Here is a 22373-nt window from a genome sequence, read left to right as displayed (position 1 = left end):
GAGCCAGCGCGACACCTCGTCGGGTTCCACACCAGCGCCGGTCAGATAGCCGACGAGTCGTCCGTCGAAGGCGCGCACCGCGGCGTCGGAGACGGTGGGGTGCGCCATGAGCGTGCGCTCGATCTCTCCGGGCTCGATCCGGATCCCGCGAATCTTCAACTGCGCGTCGATGCGGCCGCCGAAGTGGACACGTCCCAGCGCGTCCATCCACGCCCGGTCGCCGGTCCGGTAGCGACGCGTCGCCCCGTCCCCCTGAATCGTGCGGTCCGCCTCGACGAAACGTGCGGCCGTCTGATCCTCGTCGCCCAGATAGCCGCGCGCGAGCTGGCCGCCTCCGATCCAGAGTTCGCCCGGCACACCGCGCGGAACCACCCGACCGGCGCCATCGACGACTTCGACGGTCACACCGGGAAGCGGCGCGCCCAGGGGCGGGGCAGACGCATCCGTTCGCGTCGGCGCGACCTCGTGGGTGAGCACGCCGACCGTGGTCTCGGTGGGTCCGTAGTGATTCAGGATCCGCAGCTCGGGCGCAAGCGCGCGGACCCGATCGACGAGCCCGGGCTCCAGGCGCTCCCCCCCGAGCACGAGGACGCGGCGCGGCAAGACGCCGGCCGGGTCCCGGCCCGACAGGAGCGCCGCGAGGTGGGACGGCACGATCTTCAGCACGTCGACGGGCGCCGCGCGAAACCGCTCCGCGATCCGATCCGGGTCCATCGCGCGTTCCGATCCGACCACGTGGAGCGTGCCCCCACTGGCGAGGGCTGTGAAGATCGTCGTGTGACCGAGATCCGAGGCGAAGCTCGAGACCGTCGCGTAGCTCCAGCCCGGCTCGCCGCCGAGCCGCGACTCGACGGCGCCGACGTAGCTCGCGAGCGCGCCGTGCTCGATGCCGACGAGCTTTGGCGTCCCCGTCGAACCCGACGTGAAGATTCCGTAGGCGAGCTCTTTCGCGGGGGTCGGAGCCTTCGGCGCCGAGAGGTCGCGCGGGAGCTCCGCCGCGGGGTCGACCGCGACGAGCGTCACTTCTTCGGGCAGGGATCGCCTCGACGCGTCGGCGGCATCCGAAGCGACGAGTACGACGCGGAGGTCGCCCGCGTCGGCCCGAGCACGGAGCGCGCGACTCGGCAGCTCGGGATCGAGGGGCACGAAGGCGGCCCCGACGCGCCAGATGCCGAGGAAGCCCGCGATCACGGCACCCGATCGAGGCAGCGCCACGCCGACGCGATCGCCAGGCGAGACGCCCGCCCCCTGGAGCGCCGCGGCGATCCGGTTCGCCGCCCGATCGAGCTCCTCGCGCGAGACCGCACCTGCTTCGTCCAACAGCGCGATCGCCGTCGGGTCCAGAGCCACCTGCTCCGCGAAGCGATCCGCCACGGGCCGGGAGGGCGACAGCGCCGACACCTGGATCGTCGCGAGCGCGGTCGCGGTATCGGACAACACGAGCGACTCGAGCGGCGGGTCGTCGCTGAGCGCGCTCGCGAGGAGCTGCGCGTACTGATCGGCCAGCGCGTCGAGCTCGGCGGCCTCGCGAGACCCGTGCAGGGCGCGCCAGGTGAGCACGATCGAGTGCGGATGCGACGCCGGCTCCAGCGAGGCTTCGAGCACGAGCGGTGCGGGAAGCGGCCCGTCGTCGACGCCCGCGAACGCGAAGCGCACGCCGCCGGCTGTCACGGGAGAGGCGATGACCCCTCGAGGCTCGGGTCCCGCGCCGAAGGCCGCCGCGTAGGGACCGAGTCGTTCACCATCGCGACCCGTGCCGTCGAATGCGTCCGTCCAGCGACGCACTTCGTGTTCCGCCTGCGCCAGTCGCAATGCGTGCTCCGACAGACGCTCCCCGCCCGGGGCCTCGGGCGGTGCGGTCGGAACCGGCACCCAGCGGTCGAGCGCTCCAGCCGCGCCCGCGAGCTCCGGAGCATCCCGGCCCTCGATGCGGAGTGCGACCGGCACCGGTGTGCCGGCGCGGCGGAACAGGAGCGCCGAGAATGCCGCATGCAGACAGGCATCCGGCGTGAGGCCATGCGCATCGGCCCACGCCGTCAAGGCGGCCACTCGGCCCGGTTCCAGCGTGCGCGAGAGGGTGATCGCTGGGCCGCACGCGGCCGGCGCGCCCGTCTCTTCGAGAGCGCCTTCGGGGAAGGGCGCGCGGCGCTGGGCGGGCGTGACCTCCGACCAGAACCGGCGCGCCTCGGCCGCCTCGTCACTCTCGAAGAGGTCTTCTTGCCACGCCGCGACGTCGAGGAACTGCAGCGCGCCCGGTGCCTCCGGCGCGTCCGCGTAGTGCTCCACCAGTTCGCTGGCCAGGATCTCGAGCGTCGGACCATCGGAAAGCAGCCAGGGCAGTGCGATCTCGATCCGATGAGCCGTCTCGCCGGGTCCTGTCGCGAAGGTGGAAACGGACATGGTGGCGCCGAGGCCAGCGTCGACCGCTTCGCTCTCGGCAGCGACGAACTGCACCGGCTGCTCCACTTCGGGCAGTCGCGCGACCCGCATGGCGAGCAGCTCGTGACGCGCACGCAAGGCTTCGAACGCGCGTTCCAGCCGCGGGCGGTCGAGGGCACCGAAGGCGTAGAGACGTAGGCGCACCAGAACGTCCGCACCACTCGGTGCGCACCAGCGCAGCCGCGCGCGCTGCACGGGCGAAAGCGGGGACGCTTCGACGTTCAGCGGCGCGCTCACGCTTCGTCTCCTGCAGCGTGCGGACGCCAGCTCGCTGCACCGGTCATACACACGACGACCCGTCGCTCTCCATCGAAGGGCTCGCGACCGTGGCTGGCGAGCAAGTTGTCGACGAGCAGCAGATCTCCGGCCTGCCAGTCGAAGCGAACGGTCTCGGCAGCGATCGCGGCGCGCACCACCTCGAGCTCTGCATCGGGAATCGGGTCTCCGTTCCCGTAGTACGCCTGCCGCGGAAGCTGCTGTTCACCACCGCACGTGGCGAGCAGCGTCTCGCGATCCGCTGCGCCGAGCGCCGATACGTGGAAGAGGTGGGCCTGATTGAACCAGACCGCCTCCCCGGTGACCGGGTGGGCGAACACCGCCTGGCACACCTGTCGGGTGCGCAGGCGATCGTCGGCGCCCCACGCCACGTCGATCCCCTCGGCCGCGCAATAGGCCTCGACCGCGGCGCGCTCGTCGACCTGGAACACTTCGCGCCAGCCCAGGTCGAGCGGGCCCCCGTAGTTGCGCACGTAGAGCACGCCATGGCGCTCGAAACGATCGCGGACCGGTTTCGGAATCCGGCCGAGCACGCGGCGGTTGTCGGCGATCGGCGTCGCGCCGCCGACACGGGAAGGTGCGAGGCAGAGGAAGCCGAGCGCGCGCGGAAAGGCGCGGCTGTACGCTTGCTCGCTGTGCTGCGGGATCGTCTGGTCTGCGGGGTAGTCCGTCGACGTGTATACACGCCCCTCGACCCGAGAGCGCGGCGTCGACCGATAGTCGTAGCTCTCCGCCTCGGCTCCCGACGACGCCTGCATCACCTGCTCGAGCGCGGACGCACGGCGGAGCGGAAAGCCGCGGAAGAGCACGGCGCCCTGCGCGTGCAGGAGATCGTGCACCGCATCACGTCGCGCCCCCAACCACTCGGCGAGACGCACGTCGGGTCGGGTCGCCACGAACACGGCCGGCAGCGAGGTCGCCGTCACCGGATCCCCCCGACACACGAGACTCTCGGCGTCGACCTTGAAGCTGCGCCGGCGCGCGGCGCCCTCGCCGAGGCGGGTCGGAAGGGAACGACGGGTGCGCATCGGTTCACGCGGTTCAGGCACGGGCGGAACGCCTTGGCCGCAGAGCGGCGAGGCCGCTGCGGCGCTGGTTCGCGAGCTGACCGGCCGAGCGATCCTGCGCGCTCGCGCGCCACTCGCCCAGGGTCTGGTCGGGGGCGTCCGCGAGCGCCGCAACCAACGCGACGAAACGCTCGGTGAGTCGCTCGACGACGGTCGCTTCGAAGCGGTCGACGCGGTACTCGAAGCCGCCGCGGATCGCGCCGCCCGGCTCTTCGAGGAGCTCCAGCTTCAGGTCGTAGCGCGAAGGGAGGCGCCCGTTCGCGAAGGCGGCGATCTCCTCGCCCGCCAGGGGCTCGACCTCGAGATCGCCGAGCTGGAGCGCCGGCGGCGGAACGTTCTGGAGCACGAACCACAGCTGGCCCAGCGACTCGGGAACGCGACCCTCCACGGCGGCGGACTCGGCGATCTTGGCGAAGGGAACCCGCCGGTGGGCGAGCGCATCCTGCGTGACGTCTCGCGCCACCCCGATCAGCTCTCGGAGGGTCTGCTGGTCGTGCAGACCGAGGCGCAAGGGCAACGTGTTCACGAAGAAACCAATCGAGGCCTCGACCCGAGGATCTTCGCGTCCGGCGGACGGGCAACCGATGACGAGGTCGGCGCCAGCGCCCTCGGCGTAGAGCGCGGCTCCATAGGCCGCGAGCAGCACCATGAACAGGGTCGCGTCGTGGTCGCGCGCCAGTGTTTGGACCGCAGCCACCCGTTTCGCGTCGAGCTGCAGATGCTGTCGCGCTGCGAAAGGTCCGGTGGGCTCCGAACCGACGCTCCGGGTCGGAAGTTCGAGGTGCGCGGGCACGTCGCGCAGCGCCTGCGCCCAGTGCTGGGCGCCACGCTGCAGTGCACCGCCAGCGAGCAGGGCGCGCTCGTAGAGCGCCCAATCGGCGTACTGCACCTCGAGCGGCGGCAGCGGGCTCGGCGTGCCCGAGAGCTGCGCCTGGTAGAGCGCCGTCAGCTCGCGGGCGAGGACGCCCACGGACCACCCGTCGCTGACGATGTGGTGCATCACGAGCACCGCGAGATGCTCGCAGTCGTCGAGTCGAATCAGGGACGCGCGCAGCAGCGGACCGCCCCCGAGATCGAAGGGCTGCCGGGCGAGCGAGAACGCGTGGTCGCGCATCGCCGCATCGCGCGTTTCGGGATCACGCGTCTCGCCGTCGCCCTGCGAGAGGTCGAGGTGCTCGACCCGTGCTGCCTGGATCGCGAGTTCGGAATCGGGCCCGTGGATCTGCTGCTCGGGGAGACCGTCGCGGGACGGAAAGGTCGTGCGAAGGACCTCGTGGCGGCGAACCACCTCGGAGAGCGCCGCCGCGAGCGCATCCGTATCGAGGGCGCCGCGAAGCCGGAGCACGAGCGGGATGGCATACGCGGCGTCGCCCGGACGCAGCTGGTCGAGAAACCAGAGGCGCTCCTGGGCGTGGCTCGTCGGAATGCGCTCGGGCCGCGCGCCGTCCGGGACCGCCACCAGCGCCGCGCCGGCGCCCTCGGCTCCGAGCTGATCGACGCGGGCGGCGAGGGCCTCGACGCTCGGGGCCTCGAAGAGATCGCGAAGCGGAAGCTCGCGCTGGAGCCGCTCGCGAACGCGCGACACGACGCGTGTCGCGAGGAGCGAATGGCCCCCGAGATCGAAGAAGTCGGCCCGGGCGCCCACCTTCTCGAGTCCGAGCACATCGGCGAAGATCTCGGCGATCGCCGCCTCGGTCGGGGTGCGCGGCGCTACGTACTCGACCCGAAGTGCCCGATCCGCCAGGGCTTCTTCCGCGAGCCGTCGCCGGTCGACCTTCCGGTTGGGCGTCAGCGGGAGCGCCTCCCGCCGCTCGATGCGGCGGGGAACCATATAGGTAGGGAGCGAACGGGCGAGCTCGGTAGCGAGCGCCTGGACGTCCAACGCGCCCCCCGAAGACACGACGAAGGCCACCAGCGTCTCGCCCGCCACCACCACGGCGCTCGCTTCGACGGCCGGGGTCTCGCACAGCCGCGCCTCGATCTCGCCCGTCTCGATGCGATACCCGCGCAGCTTTACCTGACCGTCCTTGCGACCGGCGAACTCCAGCCCCCCGTCCGCGCGGAAGCGACACACGTCCCCGGTGCGATACAGGCGAGCGCCCGGCGCGGCGTCGAAGGGATCCGGCACGAAGCGCGACGCCGTCTCGGCCCCGCGCCCCTCGTAGCCGCGCGCCACCCCGGGACCGCCGATCGCGAGCTCTCCCCAGACGCCCACCGGAACGGGCCGCAGCTGCGCGTCGATGACGGCGAGACGCGTCGCGCCCAGCGCCTCTCCGAGGAACACCGTGCGCGAGCCGTCCGCCTCGGCGGCCGGATCGAACGCGTGAGCGGTCGACCAGACCGTCGTCTCCGTGGGTCCGTAGAGGTTCCACACGGCTGCTGCGCGCGACGCCATCCAACGCGCGAGTTCGACGGGCAGTGCGTCTCCGCCGACGAGAGCCGTCAGCTGGGGCGATCGACGCTCCGGCTGCCAGCCGGCCTCGCGCAACAGTCGCCAGGTCGCCGGGGTTCCCTGCAAGACGTTGGCGTCGCTCTCGGCCAGCACGCGCGCGAGCGCGGTCCCGTCCTCGGCGTCGGCGGCGGCAACCAGCTGCGAGGAGCCGCCCACGAGCAGGGGTCCCCAGCGCTCGAGCAACGAGATGTCGAAGCCGAGCGTCGTGACCGAGAGCATGCGGACGTCCTCGGTCCAACCGAGGCGCTCGGCCATCGCCTCGAGGAAGAAGAGCGCCGACCGATGGGAGACGCCGACGCCTTTCGGACGGCCCGTGGAGCCCGAGGTGTACAGCACGTAGGCCAGCCGATCGGCGTCGGCGTCCGGAAGGGCGACGTCCAGTTTCGGAGCCGTCACCGAACCCGCGTCGAACTCCCCGATCGCGATCGTTTCGACGTGATCCGGCAGCCGGAGCGAGACGGCATCGCCGGAAGTGAGCACGACCTCGACATCACTCGACGCGACGATCCAGGCGAGGCGCTCTTCGGGAAAGGACGGGTCGAGCGGGACGTAGGCCCCGCCGGCCTTCCAGATCGCGAGCACCGCGAGCCATTCGGGGACGTCCCGCTCCGCGGCCACGCCGACCCGGGTCTCGGGCCTCACGCCACGCGCGGCGAGGTGACGCGCGAGGGCATCCGAGCGTCGCTCGAGCTCGGCATAGCTCCACCAACCCCCTGCGCCTCCGACGGCCGGGTGCGCCCCGCGATGCGCGGCCCTGCGCGAGAACCGCTGCGCCACGGTTTCCGACGAAGGTTCACTGGGCGGTTCCTGCGCGGACACGCTGCGCACCGAGGGCGCCAGGCCCAGAGGCAGCGCGTCGATCGGGGCATCGGGCGTCGCCACCGCGCCCGCGAGCAGCGTGGCGTACGCATCGCTCCAGCGCTCGATCGTCGCGCGATCGAAGAGGTCCGTCGCGTACTCGAGGTTGCCGATCAGACCGTCTGCGGTCTCGACCCAGGCCATCGTCAGATCGAAGCGCGCGCGTCGGTTCGTCGTTGCTCGCGGCGCGATCTCGACGTCCGCCGCTCCGAGGGAACCCGTCTTCGGCACGTTCTGCAGCATGAACAGCACCTGGAACAGCGGGTGAACCGACGCTTCGCGCGGCACCGGCAGTGCCTCGACCAGCTGTTCGAAGGGCACGTCGGGATGGGCGAAGGCGCCCACGGCGGTTTCGCGCGCCCGGGCGAGCAGCTCGCGGAACGAGGGCCGATCCGACACGTCGACGCGCAACACGAGGGTGTTCACGAAGAGCCCGATCAGGCGCTCGGTCTCGGCCCGGCTGCGGCCCCCTACGGCCGTGCCCAACGCGAGATCGGTGTCGCCGGTGAGGCGCGCGAGCAGGGCCGAGAAACCCGCGAGCAACACCATGAACAGCGTCGTTCCTTCGTGCTCCGCGGCCAGGCGGCGCAGCCCCTCCGTCGTCTCCTGATCGAGTGCGAAACGAAGGGAGTCGCCCGCATGGGTCGGCGTGGCGCGGCGGGGCCGGTCCAGGGGCAGCGACAGCGCTGCCGGCACGCCGTGGAGACGTTCGATCCACCAGCTCTGCTGTCGTTCGAGCTCGGCGCCACACGCATCGCTTCGCTGCCAACGCGCGAAGTCGCCGTATTGGATCGGGAGCTCGGGCAGGTTCGCTTCGCCGCCCGAAGCCGCCGCGCGATACTCGGCGACCAGCTCACCGAGGAATCGTTGGGTCGACCACGCATCCGAGACGAGGTGATGGAAGGTCACGGCCAGGGTCCAGCGGTCGTCCGGCTGGAGCGCGAGCAGGGCCCGCATCGGCGGTCCCTGGGCCAGGTCGAAGGGTTCTTCGGCAACCCGCGCGAGCAGCATCTGCAAGCGCGCGTCGCGCTCGGGTGCTGCGAGCGAGCGCAGATCCATGACCTCGAGGGCCACCCGCCCACCCGGCGAGGAACCGAAGGGCGCGACCTGCGCGATGGCCTCTTCGCCGTCGGGTGCCGGCACGAAACGGGTGCGCAGGGATTCGTGTCGACGCACCACCGCATCGAAGGCGCGCTCGAGCCGCTCGGGAACGATCGCGCCCGATCCGTCGATGGCGCTCGCGTTGTTGTAGACGGGGCTCCCGGGTTCGAGCTGTTCGAGGAACCACAGGCGTCGCTGGGCGAAACTCAGCGGCGCCGTCGCCTCCCCGGTGCACTCGATCGCACGCGGGGCCTCCGCGCGCCGGCGCTCGGCGAGCCGCTTCTGGAGCAGGCGACGCTTCTCGGGGGAGAGGCCCGCGAGTCGTTCGTCGATCGACGTCACGACGCGTCCTCCTGCTCGAGCAGGCGCGCCGCATCCGCGTCCGAGAGGTCTTCCATCTCGGCCAGCAAGGCGTCGAGTTCGTCTTCAGAGGCTTCCCCCTCGAGCTGCTCGGCTAGGACCACCGCGGCCTCGGCGACGGTCGGCGCCTCGAAGAACCGATCGACCGGGATCTCGATCGCAAACCGCTCGGTCACCTTCGAGAGCAGCATCGTCGCGAGCAGCGAGTCACCGCCGAGATCGAAGAACGGGTCGTCGACGCCCACGGTCTCCAGGCCGAGCACCTCGGCCCAGATCTCTGCCAGGGCCTGCTCGAGTTCGTTGCGCGCCGCGACGTAGGGCGTTCCGATCGGAGGCCGGGGCGCTCTCTCGAGGTGGTCGGTGGAACCCTCGCGCGCTGCGAAGTGATCCGCGCGCAAGCGTTCGGCGACCTCTTGGCGTCGCTGCGCGAGGTCGCGCGCGGACACGAAGGCGTGCGGAAGCTCGGCAGCCGCGAGGATGCGCTCCAGCTGTTCCATGGCGTCGGCCACGTCGAGACCCGCCTGGAGGTTCGCAAGGGGCGCACCGGGGTCGTTCCAGACATCCCACGAGACGCTGCGCCAGACGCCCCGACGCGCACCGGCGAACGCATCGAGGAATGCGTTCGCCGCCGTGTAGCTCGCGGTTCCGGGACCGCCGAGCAGCGAAGCGAGAGACGACGACAGCACCACGACCACCGGGGCGTGGCCTTCCAACGCCCGCTCCAGGGCGAGGGCACCGCCGACCTTGGTGGTCAGGGGAAACAACAGGGACTCGGCATCCGAGCGATCGAGGGGCGTGCGCGCAGGCTCGTTCGCGAGATGGAAGATCAGATCGATCGCACCGAGCCGGGTCGCGACGTCGTCGAGGAAGCGACCGAGATCTTTCGGGTCGGTGACGTCGACGCGATGCACCTCCGCGCTACCGACCGCGCACCACTCCGAGAGCTCCGGCTCGAGCGCGTCGGCGTCGTGTGCGTCCGGGGCGCTGCGGCTCGCCAACACGACGCGCGCGTTGCGCTCGCGGACCAGCCATTTCGCCATCGCGCGTCCCATGCGCCCGAGCCCACCGAGCAGCACGATGAGGGAGCCGGCCCCGATACGCGGCGCGTCGGCCAGGTCGAGCGCTTCGACGTGCTCCACCCAGCGATGCGCTCCGCGCAGCGCCACGACGTCGTCTTCACTCTCGCGCAGCAGCTCGGCCAGGAGGCGCTCCGCATCGCGCTCGGCGTCCGTCGATGCGATGTCGACGAGGCGCACCCGCAGCCCGGGAAGCTCTTGCGCGGCGACGCGAACCGGCCCGAGCAGCGTCGCTCGACCCGGGTCGATCGCGTCGTCGTCGCGGACATCGGCCAGCCCGGTCGACACGACGAACAGCTCGCTCGGAGCGCTCGCCTCGGGAGCTTCGCGATCGGAAACCGTGGTGAGACCGGCTGCCAGGGTCGCGACGCAGGCGAAGCCATCGCGCGCTGCGGAGACCGCATCCGCGCCGTCGCCCGGCGCCGTTGCCGCTCCGACCAGATGCACGACGCGCACCGGACCGTCGCGACGATCCAGACCGGCGAGCCAGTCCGCGGGCGTGGCCCCCGGCTGCACGATCGCCACGCGACCGCCCTTTTGCGCGAGGGCCTTTGCCAGGGAGCGGACGATGGGGGCGTCCTCGTCGCGTGCAACCAGCAGCCAATCGCCGGCGGCGCTGCGGGTGATCGCCGCCGGACGCCTGCGCCAGGACGGCACCCAGATCCGACCCGCCGGCGTCGCCGTGTCCGGTGCGGGCGCAGCGGCGGGCGCTCCCTCGGCCGGGCGTTCGACCCAGTGCGGGCTTCGCTGGAACGGATAGCCGGGAAGGCCACCGAGCCGACGACTGGGGGAACCGGTGGAGAGCCGCGCGAGATCGAGGTCCGCCCCGCCGGCCCAAAGCCGGCCGGCCGCGCCGAGGAACGCGCGCGCATCGGCATTGTCCTCGCCATCGCGGCGCTCGGGCGGGGCAAGACAGGCGATGCGCGGCGCGCCCGGTGCCACTTCGCGCACCAGCGGCGCGAGCGTTCCCGGCGGACCCACCTCGAGAAAGGCCGTGCTGTCGTCGGGACCCACGCTCGCCACGCCTTCGGCGAATGCGACCGGGCTGCGCAGCTGCTGCCCCCAATAGGCGGGGTCCGTCGCCTCGGCGTCGGTGAGCCGAGCGCCCGAGCGATTCGAGATCACCGGCCATCGCGGCGGATGCAATGCGATGCTGGCCACCCGCTCGACGAAGGGCTCGACCGCACCGTCCACCAGTGGGGAATGGAAGGCATGGGACGTCGCGAGCGGCTTCGTCGAGATGCCCTCCGTGGCGAGGTCTCGCGCCAGCGCCTCGATGGCGTCGCTCGGTCCGGCGAGGGTGGTGGCGCCCGGTGCATTGCGGGCGGCCACGACGACCCCGGTGGGGCCGTCGCTGAGGCGGGCTTCCAGCGCGCCGGCAGCAGCGCGCACCGCGAGCATCGAGCCGCGGGGCTGGGCGCGCAGAATCGCGCCACGCGCGAGGACGAGGTCGAGCCCGTCTTCCTCGGAGAAGACGCCGGCGAGGCACGCGGCGGCGAGCTCCCCGAGGCTGTGTCCGAGCAGGGCTGCGGGCTCGACGCCGAGTTCGAGCCAGCGGCGACCGAGCGCCACTTCCAGGGCGACGAGCAGGGGCTGGGCGACCCAGGTCTCGTCGATGCGCTCACGCGCGTCCGTTCCATCGATCTCGACTCGACCCTCTCCGGTGTAGAGCGGCCAGGGATCGAAGCCGAGACCCGGTGCCAGGCGTGCGCACAGGGCTTGCAGGTGGTCTCGCAGCTTCGAGTCGGCGCGGAGCAGGCCGCGCGCCATGCCGACCCGCTGGGCGCCCTGCCCCGGAAGCAGGAACACGACCCGCCGAATCGGCGAAACCGGTGCGAGGGCGCCCGGCGTCCGCAAGCGGTCGGCCGCGTCCTTCGCACTCGACGCGACGATCGCCTGCCGCTTCTCCATCGCGCGCCGCCCATGGAGGAGCGTGTGCGCGACATCCTCGAGCCGGGCGCCGGATGCCTCTTGCGCGGCCTCCACCGGCGCGTCGAGCAGGTCCGCCACCGCGCCTCCGCGCGCCGACAGCGCCTCGGCGCTGTGCGCGGAGAGGATCAGCAGTTCGGGCGAAACGGGGGCGCTCGCATCCCGGGGCGCCTCAGGCGCCGGCGCTTCCTGGAGCACCAGATGCACGTTCGTGCCGCCGATCCCGAACGAACTGACGCCGGCCCGTCGCGGCGTCGGACCGGACGTCCACGGCGTCGCTTCGCTCGGTACGAAGAAGCGCCCCGCGAAATCGATCTCCGGGTTGATCGCGTCGAAGGAAGGCTGAGGCGGAATCGTGCGGTGTTCGAGGGCGAGCACCGCCTTGGCGATCCCCGCGATGCCGGCCGCCGCATCGAGGTGGCCGAGGTTCGCCTTCACCCCACCCAACGCACACGGCGCCGACGCATCGCCCTCGCCTGCCGCCGCGCCGAACGCGCTCTTCAGGGCGGCAATCTCGATGGGATCGCCGAGGCGCGTGCCGGTACCGTGGGTCTCGACGTAGCCGATCGAATCGGCCGACACCCCCGCGACGCTCAGCGCTTCGGCGATCGCGTCGGCCTGGCCGTCCACACCGGGCGCCCCGAAGCCCACCTTCAACGCGCCGTCGTTGTTGAGACCCGTGCCGAGGATCACCGCCCGCACCGGATCGCCGTCGGCGAGCGCGTCCTCGAGACGTCGGAGCACGAGCACGCCGGCCCCGCTCCCGGGCACCGTTCCCGACGCCGCGGCCTCGAAGGGTCGGCAGGTGCCGTCGTCCGAGAGCACCCCGCCGGCCTGGGCGAGGTAGCCCGCGGTGTGGGGTACGAAAACGGAGGCGCCGCCGGCGAGCGCCGCGTCGCAGCCGTGCATCAGCAACGACTGCACCGCGAGGTGCACTGCCACCGCCGAGGTCGAGCAAGCGCTCTGGACGTCGACACTGGGTCCGCGCAGATCGAGCCGATAGGAGACGCGCGTCGCGAAGAAATCCTTCTCGCTTCCCAGGGAACCGAGCCGGAGATGGTCCATCAGTTCACTGCTCGCGTTGCGCGCATCCGTGCCCGCGAGCACCTGATTCAGGAAGTAGCTGCTCGAGCTCACGCCACCGAAGACGCCGATGCGGCGGTCGCCACGGCTCGGGTCGATCGCGGCATCCTCGAGCGCGTCGAGCGCGCACTCCAGAAAGATCCGGTGCTGGGGATCCGTGAACGCGGCCTCGCGCGGACTCATGCCGAAGAGGTCCGCGTCGAACCCCGCGACGTCTTCGAGCACGCCGCGCGCGCGCACATAGCGCGGGTCTTCGAGCTGGGCGGGTGTGACACCGGCTGCGCGCAGTTCGGCCTCTTCGAGCGAACGGATCCCGCGGCGCCCTTCGCGAACGAGACTCCACAGCTCAGCGACGTTCGCCGCGCCGGGAAAACGGCCTGCCATCCCGACGATGGCGATCGCGTCGGTCGGCAGCGTCTCGGAGCCCACCCGGCTCACGGGCGGTCCTCCCCACCGCGCCGCCCGCGCCGCCGCGCGAGTGCTTCGCGACGCGCGTGGGCGCGCTCGTCCCGCCGGACGGCGTTGCGTGCCTCGTCCTCGGCACCATCCGACAGGTAGCGCGCCAGGAGTCGAACGGTCGGGTGGCGGAACAGGTCCACGAGTTCCAGCGACACGCCCAGGCGCTCGACCAGCGCCGGGTGCATCTGCACCAGGCTCAGCGAGGTTCCGCCGAGGTCGAAGAAGTTGTCGTTCGCACCGACCTTCTCGAGCCCGAGCACCTCGGCCCAGACCTCGGCCACGATCCCTTCGACCTCTCCCCGCGGCGCGACGTAGTGTTCGCTCGGGGTCGAGTGGTCGGGAACGCGCGCCAACAGGGCGCTTCGATCGGTCTTTCCGCGCGTATCGCGCGGCAGGGCGTCGAGCAGGACCCAGCGACTGGGCACCATGAACGTCGGAAGTCGCTCGCCCAGGGCTCCGCGCAGATCCGCAGCCGCGAACGACGGAGCGACCGCGAAGCCCACCAACGCGCGCCCTGCCCCACCCGCTGCCGGCACATCGACGACGGCGACCTCGCTCACGCCGTCGAGTGCCAGCGCGGTTCGCTCGACCTCGGCGAGTTCGACCCGGTGTCCCCGCACCTTGACCTGCCGGTCTGCGCGGCCGACGAACTCGAGCGCGCCGTCGGGGCGACGACGCACGAGATCACCCGTTCGGTAGAGGCGCGCGCCCGGACGGCCGGAGAACGGGTCGGGCACGAAACGCTGGGCCGTTTCCGCGGAGCGACCGACGTACCCGAGCGCCACCGTGGGCCCGCCGACGAACAACTCGCCCACGACGCCTGCGGGTGCCGGTGCTCCGCTTCGATCGACGACGTGCAGCTCTGCGTCTCCGAACGGAATGCCGATCGGGATCTCGCGACGGCGCGGGTCCTCGCGCTGGACCGAAACCGCGTGGTGACTCACCACGACGGTCGTCTCGGTGGGTCCGTAGGTGTTGACGATCGCCGGGACCGGACCCTGCGCGACTTGCGCGCGCCAGGGATCCAGGGCGGCTGCATCGAGTCGCTCGCCGCCGAGGATCACGAGCCGGAGCGATGCCGGCAGCCTCAGGTCCTGCGCGACGAGGGTCTTCGACAGCTGATGCCAGAACGCCGTCGGTAGATCGACGACCGTGACGCCGGTCGCTCGACACCGGTCGATGAAACGCCGTGCGTCGACCAGCATGGGGCCATCGCGCAGCACGAGCGCGGCGCCGCAGCGCAGCGCTCCGAAGATCTCCTCGATCGACGCGTCGAACCCGAGCGACGAGAACTGCAGCATCCGGTCGTTCGGACCGAGGTCGTAGGTGGTGACCGCAGCGCGCGCAAAGGACGCCAGGGCGCCGTGGTGCACGGCCACGCCTCTCGGCTCCCCGGTCGATCCGGAGGTGAACGCGACGTAGGCGATGTCGAGCGCCGAGGGCTCGGGAAGGGAAGAGCCGCTGACCTCGCTGGGAGCGTCGGCCGCCTCCCCTTCGCCCGCGGGCCCCAGGCACTGCCACGGCCCGTCCGGGAGCGCCTCGCGTCGCTCTGCGGCGGCGAGCACCCATCGCACGTCGGCCGTGCGGAGCATGCGGTCCATGCGTTCGGTGGGCGTCCCGGGCTCGAGCACCAGGAAGCCGGCTCCCGACCGGAGGACGCCGAGCATCCCGGCGATCGCCTCGACACTCCGGTCGATCGCGATCGCGACCACATCGCCGACGCCGACGCCGCGGGCGCACAGACGCCGGGCCAGGCCGCGCGCCGCCCGGTCCAGCTCGCCGTAGTCGACCTCGCGATCACCGTCGATGACGGCGAGCGCATCGGGGGCGGCGGACACCTGGGCATCGAACGCGTCCAGCACGCTGGCGCTCGCGGGCGCTTCGGCCAGGCCCGGCAGCAGCTCCGTGCCCTCTTCCTGCGGCTCGAGCGCCAGCGCATCGATGCGCGTATCGGGTGTGGCGAGCGCACTCTCGAGCAGGGTCGACACGTGGCGAACGGCGAGCGCAGCGAGCTCATCGTCGAACACATCGGTGTGAAGGTCGAACTCGAGGGCCAGCTCCCCAGTTCCGCCGAAGTCCTCGACCTGCAGCGCGAGACTGTCGAAGCCGAGCCCGGTGTGGAGCCAACGCGGGTGCAGGGGCTCCCCCGCAAACGACGGCATGTGCACCGTGTGCCAGTTCAGCGAGACGTCGTAGAGCGGCGCGTCGATCGGGTTGCGGACGACCTGCTCACCGTGTCGGAGCGCCTCCTTGAGGGCGGGCCCCGTGCGCTCGAAGAGGGTCCGCAGCGTGTCTTCGGGCCGTATCTCGACCGCGATCGGCACCGGGCGCATGAAGAGCCCGAGGGTTCCCTGCGCGGTCTCGCGCCGGCGGTTGCGCCAGGGCATGCCCACGACGACTCGCTCTTGACCGCTGATGCGATGCAGATACGCGGCGAGCACCGCCAGGAAGAGCCGCAAGCGCGTGCTCGGACGAACGGCTCCGTCGCCCGCAAGTTCGCCCAACACGACTTCGAGCCGGTCGATGGTGTCCGGCGGAACCAGGGTGCGGACGCGCTCGGTGTGCAGACCCGTCTTCGAGCCGGTCGAACCGTAGAATCGCGGCCGTTCGGACCGCTCGTCGAGGAGAGACTGCCAGTGCGCCTGGGCGGCGTCGAAACCGCCCGCCTCGCGTTCGGCTCGCTCCCAGGCGAGGTGGTCGAGGAACGCGGGCATCGGCACCGTGTTCGGGAGATCCCCGGCGACGGCCTGCTGGTAGAGCTGGTCCGCCGTCGCCTCCAGAAGCTGGAGCGACTCCGCGTCGCTCACGATCTGATGCTGGGCGATCACCCACGCGTAGCGACCGTTCCCGGTGTGGAAGAGCGCGCTCCGGAAGGTCTGCTGCGAGAGGTCGAGTGGCGCGAACGCGAACGCACGGATCCGCGCTTCGCGCGCGTCGGCGTCGAGGTCGGCCACGTCGAACCGCGCGAGCGCTGCATCGACCTGCTCCCGCACCTCGATCCGCGGGATGCCCTCGTGCTCGACGACCACGCTGCGCATCACGTCCGAGGAGCGCACGAGCACGTCGAACGCCGCCTGGAACGCGTCCGGATCGATCGCGGCCTCGATGGCGAACTCGGCACCGAGGATGTGCAGTGGCGCGTCCGGATCGAGCTGGTGACCGATCCAGACGAGCAGCTGGTTGTCGTCGAGGTTCGAACGCTCCCGGTCGGCGACCAGGGCGGGCACCGCCGGCGGCGCAACGCGATCCCCGCGTTCCGATGGCGGAAGCGCCACCAGACCACCCAGCGCGTCGACGGTCCGGGTGGGGTCGGCGCAGGCGTTGCCGAGCACGTGCTCGAAGGCACGGGCGACCGCCTCGGCGGTGTCGCGGTCGAACAGATCACTCGCGAACTCGAGCACCCCGGAGAGTCCGTCGGTCCGACCGCGGAAGGCCGAATCGGGCTCGTCGAGCATCAGCGAGAGGTCCGTCTTCGCGGTACCCGTCTCCACGGGTTCGATCGAGAGACGCACGCCGTCCAGTTCGGCAGCGCCCCCCGGCGCGTTCTGCAGCGCGAAGGCGACCTGGGCGAAGGGCGCCCCGACCAGGCTGCGGTTCGGGCGCACCGCTTCGAGAATCGCCTCGAAGGAGAGATCGACGTGGTCGAAGCTGCCGAGGCAGGACGCGCGGGTGGCGTCGACGAGCTCGGCGAAACTCGCCTCGCCGCGGATTCGGGTTCGAATCGGAACCGTGTTGACGAAGAAGCCGACGAGCCCGTGGGTCTCGGGACGCCGGCGTCCCGCAACCGGGGTGACGAGCGTGAGGTCGTCTTCTCCCGCGAGCGTGCGCACGACCACCTGCCAGGCGGCGAGCGCCACCATGAAGCGCGTCGCACCCCGCTCGCGCCCGAGCGCATCGAGCGCCTCGGTGGCGCGGGCGTCGATCGCGACGGGAACCCGATCTCCGCGGAAACTCGGCACCGGCGGTCGGGGGCGATCGATCGGGAGGTCGAGCTGGGAGGGCGCTCCCGCCAGCGTCTCGGCCCAGAACGCCGCGTCGCGCCCGGAGCGCTCGTCTTCCCGCTGCCAGGCCGCGTAGTCGCGATAGGTGATCGGAAGTTCGGGAAGCGCCGGGTCGGACCGGGCTTCGAGGGCGCGATACAGCAGACCCAGCTCGCGCAGAATCACGCCTACCGACCAACCGTCGGCGATCGCGTGGTGCAGCGTGACGACGAGTTCGTGGTGGTCGGGGCCCCAACGGAGGAGGAGTGCGCGGACCAGCGGCGGCGCGTCGAGTGCGAAGGGACGCGCCACGTGTTCGACGACGGCGGCTTCGGCTCGCTGGGCTCGCTCCTGGGCAGAAACGCGCGAGAGGTCCAGGTGGTCGAGCGGCAGCGGCGCAGGCGGCGCCACGATTTGTACGACGTCGAGGTCGCCGCTCTCGCCCGGCTGCTCGACCAGCGCGGTCCGCAGCGCTTCGTGGCGCTCGACGAGCCCGTCGAGGGCTGCGGCCAGACGCTCGGTGTCCAGCGGCCCCTCGATCCGGGCGCGCGCCGGCATGTGATAGGCGGGCGTCCCCGGCAACAGCTTCTCGAGGAGCCAGAGACGGCGCTGCCCAAAGGACGCAGGCGCCGGCGCATCGCCGAACGTACGGCGTCCGATCGGCGCGGGCGACGCGATCTCGGTGTCGGCACCGCTCCCGCGTGCGGCCGTGGAGCCAGACCCTTCCGCGAGCGGTGCGATCGCAGCGGCCAGGGATTCCACGGTGGTCGCTCCGAACAAGGTACGCAGTTCGATCTCGATCCCGAGGGCGTCCTCGAGTTCGGCCACGACGCGCGTCGCGAGCAGCGAGTGTCCGCCGAGGTCGAAGAAGTCGTCTCGCGCCCCCACCCGCTCGATCGACAGCACCCGACCGAAGACCTCGGCGACGGTGGCCTCGAGCGCTCCGCGAGGGGCGACGTACTGGGCCGCGTTGCCGTGACGCCCAGGGTCGAGCGAGACGAGTCGGCGACGGTCGACCTTGCCTCGATTGGTGAGGGGCATCGCGCCGATCGAGACGAAGCGCTCGGGGATCATGTACGACGGGAGGCGCGCCTCGAGCCAGTCGCGCAATCCCGTCTCGAGCGCGACCGTGGGGGCCGGGCCTGCGGGCGCGCGACCGAGGGAAGCGCGATCCCCTCCGGCAGGCGGCTGGGGTGCCGCGCCCGTCGCACCGACGTGCAGCTCCAGCGTGCCGTCGGGCGACGACGTGCAGCGGACCTCGGCGTCGAGGCCGAGTTCCGCGCCCACACGCCACAGGTCGGCCGGATCGAGCGCCCCCCGGGCCGCACGCTCGGCGCGCAGCGCAACGCGCGCCGCCGGTTCGGGATCACCCGCTTCCGGAGCCGCGTCGAGGAGTTCCCGCGCCACGGCGACCGGACCGGCCACGCGCGCGTTCGGAATCCCCTCCACCACCAGCCCGCTGGGGCGCTCCGCAGCGAGGAAGGCGCGTAGCGATTCCCGATCACCGAACTCGGTGAACGCGCGATGGGCGACCGCTCCGGCAGGTTCCATCGCAACCGTATCGAGCTCGAGGACGACGTCGTAACGGAACTGAGAAAGCTCGTTCGACGCCGAGAAACGTTTCGGAACCACGCGCACCCCGCGGATCCGGGGGCAGCGCTCGGCGAGGGCGTGAAAGAAGGCCGGCGAAACCAGCAGCTCGCCCTCTCGGCTGGCAATCTCCTCGGCGCGCACGGCGACCGCGGTGACCGGCTCGTCCTCGGCCGCCTGAGCGAGAGCGATCGCTCCATGGAACGCGCGGTCGAGATCGGCGTGCCGCACGTCGCCGATGAAGACACGCCCACCCGTGGCGACACGCTCCAGGGCCGACACCAGCACTTCCTCGAGATAGTTCATGCTCGGGAAGTACTGGACGACCGAATTGAGGATGAGCGTGTCGACCTCGCCGTCGACAAGAGCGGCGGCCTCGTCGGCCCGCGCCTCGAAGAGCTCGACCCCCTCGATCTCTGCGCCCGGCCGCTTGATCTCCTGGCGCACGCGTTCGATTGCCTCCGCCGAGAAGTCGACCCCGACGTAGCGCTCGGTCTCGGGCGCGAGGCGGTAGAGCAACAACCCCGTCCCGCTTCCGATCTCGAGGACGCGCTTCGGCCCCAGGGCGCGGATACGCGTGACGGCTTCGTCGACCCACGTACCCATCTCGGCCCGCGGGATCGGCTGGCCGTCGTAGCTGCTCATCCAACCGACGAGGTCGAAGCGCGCGTCGGCGGCGTCGTCGTCCGAGCGCTCGCTGCCGTAGGTCGAATCGTAGAGGCGGCGCCAGTCGTCGACGTGCATCTCTTCGCGTTCGGCCCGGTCGGCGCCATCGCCCTCGTCCTCGGCGACGAAGAAGGCGACCAGCGCTCGGCCGCTGCCCTCCCCCGTCGTGCCGACCGCCACCTCGCGGAGCCCCTCGTGCTGGGACAGCACCGCCTCGATCTCCCCGAGTTCGAGACGCGCACCGCGCACCTTCACCTGGTGGTCCGTGCGGCCCAGGAAAGCCATTCGACCGTCGGCGAGCACCCGAACCCGATCGCCGGTGCGATAGAGCCGCGCGCCGGGTTCCTCGGCGAAGGGATCCGGAACGAAGCGCGAAGCCGTCAACCCGGGACGGTCGCGGTAGCCGCGGGCCAGCCCCCGCCCCCCGACGTAGAGCTCGCCCGGGGCACCCACGGGCACCGGCTGCATCCGGGCATCGAGCACATACGCGCTGACGCCGGGCAGGGGGCGCCCGATCGTCGGCAGGCCCTGGGCAGAGCCCAGCGTCTCGACGTCACCGGCGCTCGAGACCACCGCGTTCTCGGCGGGGCCATAGGCATTGACGTGGGTGAACGGGAGGCCCGGCTCGGGGCGGCGCGTGAGTTTGTCGCCCCCGGAGAGCAACGCGCGCAGCTCGTGCGCTTCCCGCATACGCGGTTCGGCGAGCAAGCGCTCGGCGATCGGCGTCGGTGCGAAGACGACGTTCAACCGCTCTCGAACGATCCAATCGGCGAGCTTTGGAGGGTCGAGGCGCAGCTCGTCCTGGGGAACCACCAGGGTCCCGCCGGTGGCGAGATTCATCCACAGCTCCCAGACCGTCGCGTCGAATGCGAGCCCAGCGAGGTGGGTGCCGCGGTCACCGGGGCCGACGGGCCAGACGCTCTCTTGCCACGCCACGAGGTGGGCCAGTCCCGCGTGCGGGACACCGACGCCCTTCGGCGTACCCGTCGAACCCGAGGTGTAGATCACGTAGGCAAGCTGTTGCGGATCGACGTCACTCGCGGGCAGCGCGGGCACGTTCTCCGGCACGGCGGCGTCTAGGAAGGGGGCGATGTCGACCACCGCGACATCTGCGAGCCCTTCGAAATCGGGCGCGCGCTCCGCGTCGGTCACGACCACCCGCGCTCCGGCATCCTGCGCGGTCGCGACGCGGCGCTGGACGGGGTCGGCTGGATCGAGCGGGAGGTAGGCCGCGCCCGCTTCGAGGGCCGCCAGTGGAGCGAGCGCGGTGCCGATGCCCCGCGGCAGACACAGTGCCACGACCCGGTCCGCACCGGCACCGGACTCGGCCAGCACGACCGCGAGCCGGCGCGCCCGCGCGACCAGCTCCCTGTAGGAGAGCTCCCGGTTGCCGTCGACGAGCGCCACGGCATCGGGTCGGGCGGCGGCGTGTGCGGCCACTCGCCGATGGACCGGCGCGCCCAGCGACGGCACCGCATCGTCGCGTTCGACCGACTGTCTGGCGTGCACCAGGGCCTGCGAACGATCCGCCGCATCGAGCCACGCGAGCGCGGAGATCGGCGTGTCGGGCCGAGCCATTCCGTCCTCGACCAGTCTCACCAGCTGTCGCACCAGCGATGCGATCCGCTCCCCGTCCCACAAGGCGGTCGAGTACTCGACGAGGACACCGAGCCCTTCCTCGATCTCGCCGAGATTCACGCTCAGATCGAAGAGGGCCGTGCCCGTATCGATCGGAAGGCGCTCGATCGAGAGCCCGGGGAAGTCGTGCTGAGGGTTCAGCGAGTTCTGGCGTCCGTAGCTCGCGTCCTGGAACTGGAGCGTGACCTGGAAGAGTGGATTGCGACCGAGGGTTCGCTCGGGCCGCAATCGCTCTACGATGCGTTCGAAGGGCACGTTGCGGTGATCGAAGGCGCCCACCGCAGTCTTGCGCACACGCTCGAGCAGCTCGCGGAAGGTCGGATCGCCGCCCAGATCCGTCCGCATCACCAGGGAGTTCACGAAGAACCCGACGAGCGGTTCCGTCGCCGGCCAGTTGCGATTCGCGGTCGGAACGCCCACGACGATGTCTTCTTGCCCCGACTGGCGTTGGAGCAACACATCGAACGCCGCGAGCAGCACCATGAACGGAGTCACCCGCGCTTCCTTCGCGAAGCGCTTGATGTCGTCGAGCAGGGCTTGTGGCAACACCTCGAGCAGCTTCGCGCCCTCGTGGACGGTGTCCGCGGAGCGAGGGCGATCGGTCGGGAGCCTCAGTTCGCGCAGGTCGGCGAGGCGCTCCTCCCAGTACCGCATCTCCGCTTCGAGGCGATCTCCCGAGAGCCATTCGCGCTGCCACACCGCGAAATCGCCGTACTGGATCTCGAGCATCGGCAACGGCGACGGATGTCCCTCGAAAAACGCGGCGTAGAGGGTCTCGAGTTCCCGAACGATCACGCCGCGGGACCAACCGTCGGCGACCGTGTGGTGCACCGAGAGCAGGAAGCCGTGGTCGTCGCTCGCAAACCGCACGAGCGCCCCGCGGATCAGCGGCCCCCGTTCCATGTCGAAGGGCCGACGCGCCTCGTCGCGCGCCGCTTCGGCGAGAGCTGCGGCGCGTTCCGCCTCGGGGACATCGATGCGATCGACGCGCGCGAAGCCGGGCGGCAGCGCCTCGTGCACGACCTGATGCGGCACCCCCGCCTTCGCGGCGAAGGTCGTGCGCAGCACCTCGTGGCGTCGCACGACTTCGCACAAGGCGCGCTCGAGCGCGTCCGCGTCGAGCGCCCCGCGCATACGCAGACCCATCGGGATGTTGTAGAAGGCGCTGTCGCGCTCGAGCCGGTTCAGGAACCAGAGGCGTTCCTGGGCATGCGAGAGTGGGAGCGGCGCGTCCAGGTCCCGCCGCGGGATGGGAGCGTCGGAAACCGGCGGGGCGGACGTCGATGCGTCGGCTGCGCGGCCTCCGTCGCGTTCGGCCAGACGCCGCCGTAGCAGCTCACGCTGCTCCGGAGAAAGCGCCGCGAGGCGTTCGGAGAGGGAAGATGACATGGCGGGGGAG

5 protein-coding genes are annotated in these 22373 nt (G+C 71.5%); all 5 read right to left on the bottom strand.

Annotated features, from left to right (window positions below; all coding sequences use genetic code 11):
- Nucleotides 1–2676: amino acid adenylation domain-containing protein (locus AAF430_14605; GenBank protein MEM7411465.1), on the bottom strand; the 2676-nt coding region annotated here is incomplete at its 3' end.
- The gene (locus AAF430_14600; protein ID MEM7411464.1) at nt 2673–3764 is read right to left on the bottom strand and encodes a TauD/TfdA family dioxygenase; all 1092 of its coding nucleotides are present in this window, start codon (nt 3762–3764) and stop codon (nt 2673–2675) included. The genes AAF430_14605 and AAF430_14600, both read right to left, overlap by 4 nt.
- Nucleotides 3757–8535 carry an amino acid adenylation domain-containing protein gene (locus AAF430_14595; protein MEM7411463.1) on the bottom strand — a complete coding sequence of 1593 codons (4779 nt, stop codon included), beginning with the start codon at nt 8533–8535 and terminating at the stop codon, nt 3757–3759. Before AAF430_14595 ends, AAF430_14600 begins: the two co-directional genes overlap by 8 nt.
- Nucleotides 8532–13079: an SDR family NAD(P)-dependent oxidoreductase gene (locus tag AAF430_14590; GenBank protein ID MEM7411462.1), complete on the bottom strand. Its 4548-nt coding sequence runs from the start codon at nt 13077–13079 to the stop codon at nt 8532–8534. The genes AAF430_14595 and AAF430_14590 overlap by 4 nt, the downstream gene beginning before the upstream one ends.
- Complete coding sequence (locus AAF430_14585) at nt 13076–22363, bottom strand: amino acid adenylation domain-containing protein (GenBank protein MEM7411461.1); 9288 nt, start codon at nt 22361–22363, stop codon at nt 13076–13078. The genes AAF430_14590 and AAF430_14585 overlap by 4 nt, the downstream gene beginning before the upstream one ends.
- Nucleotides 22364–22373 lie beyond the last annotated feature (10 nt).

It is taken from the genome of Myxococcota bacterium, from assembly GCA_039030075.1.
In the GTDB taxonomy this organism is placed as follows: domain Bacteria; phylum Myxococcota_A; class UBA9160; order UBA9160; family SMWR01; genus JAHEJV01.
The sequence above is the reverse complement of the archived record's forward strand: the minus strand, read 5'-3'. Positions and strand labels throughout refer to the sequence as shown.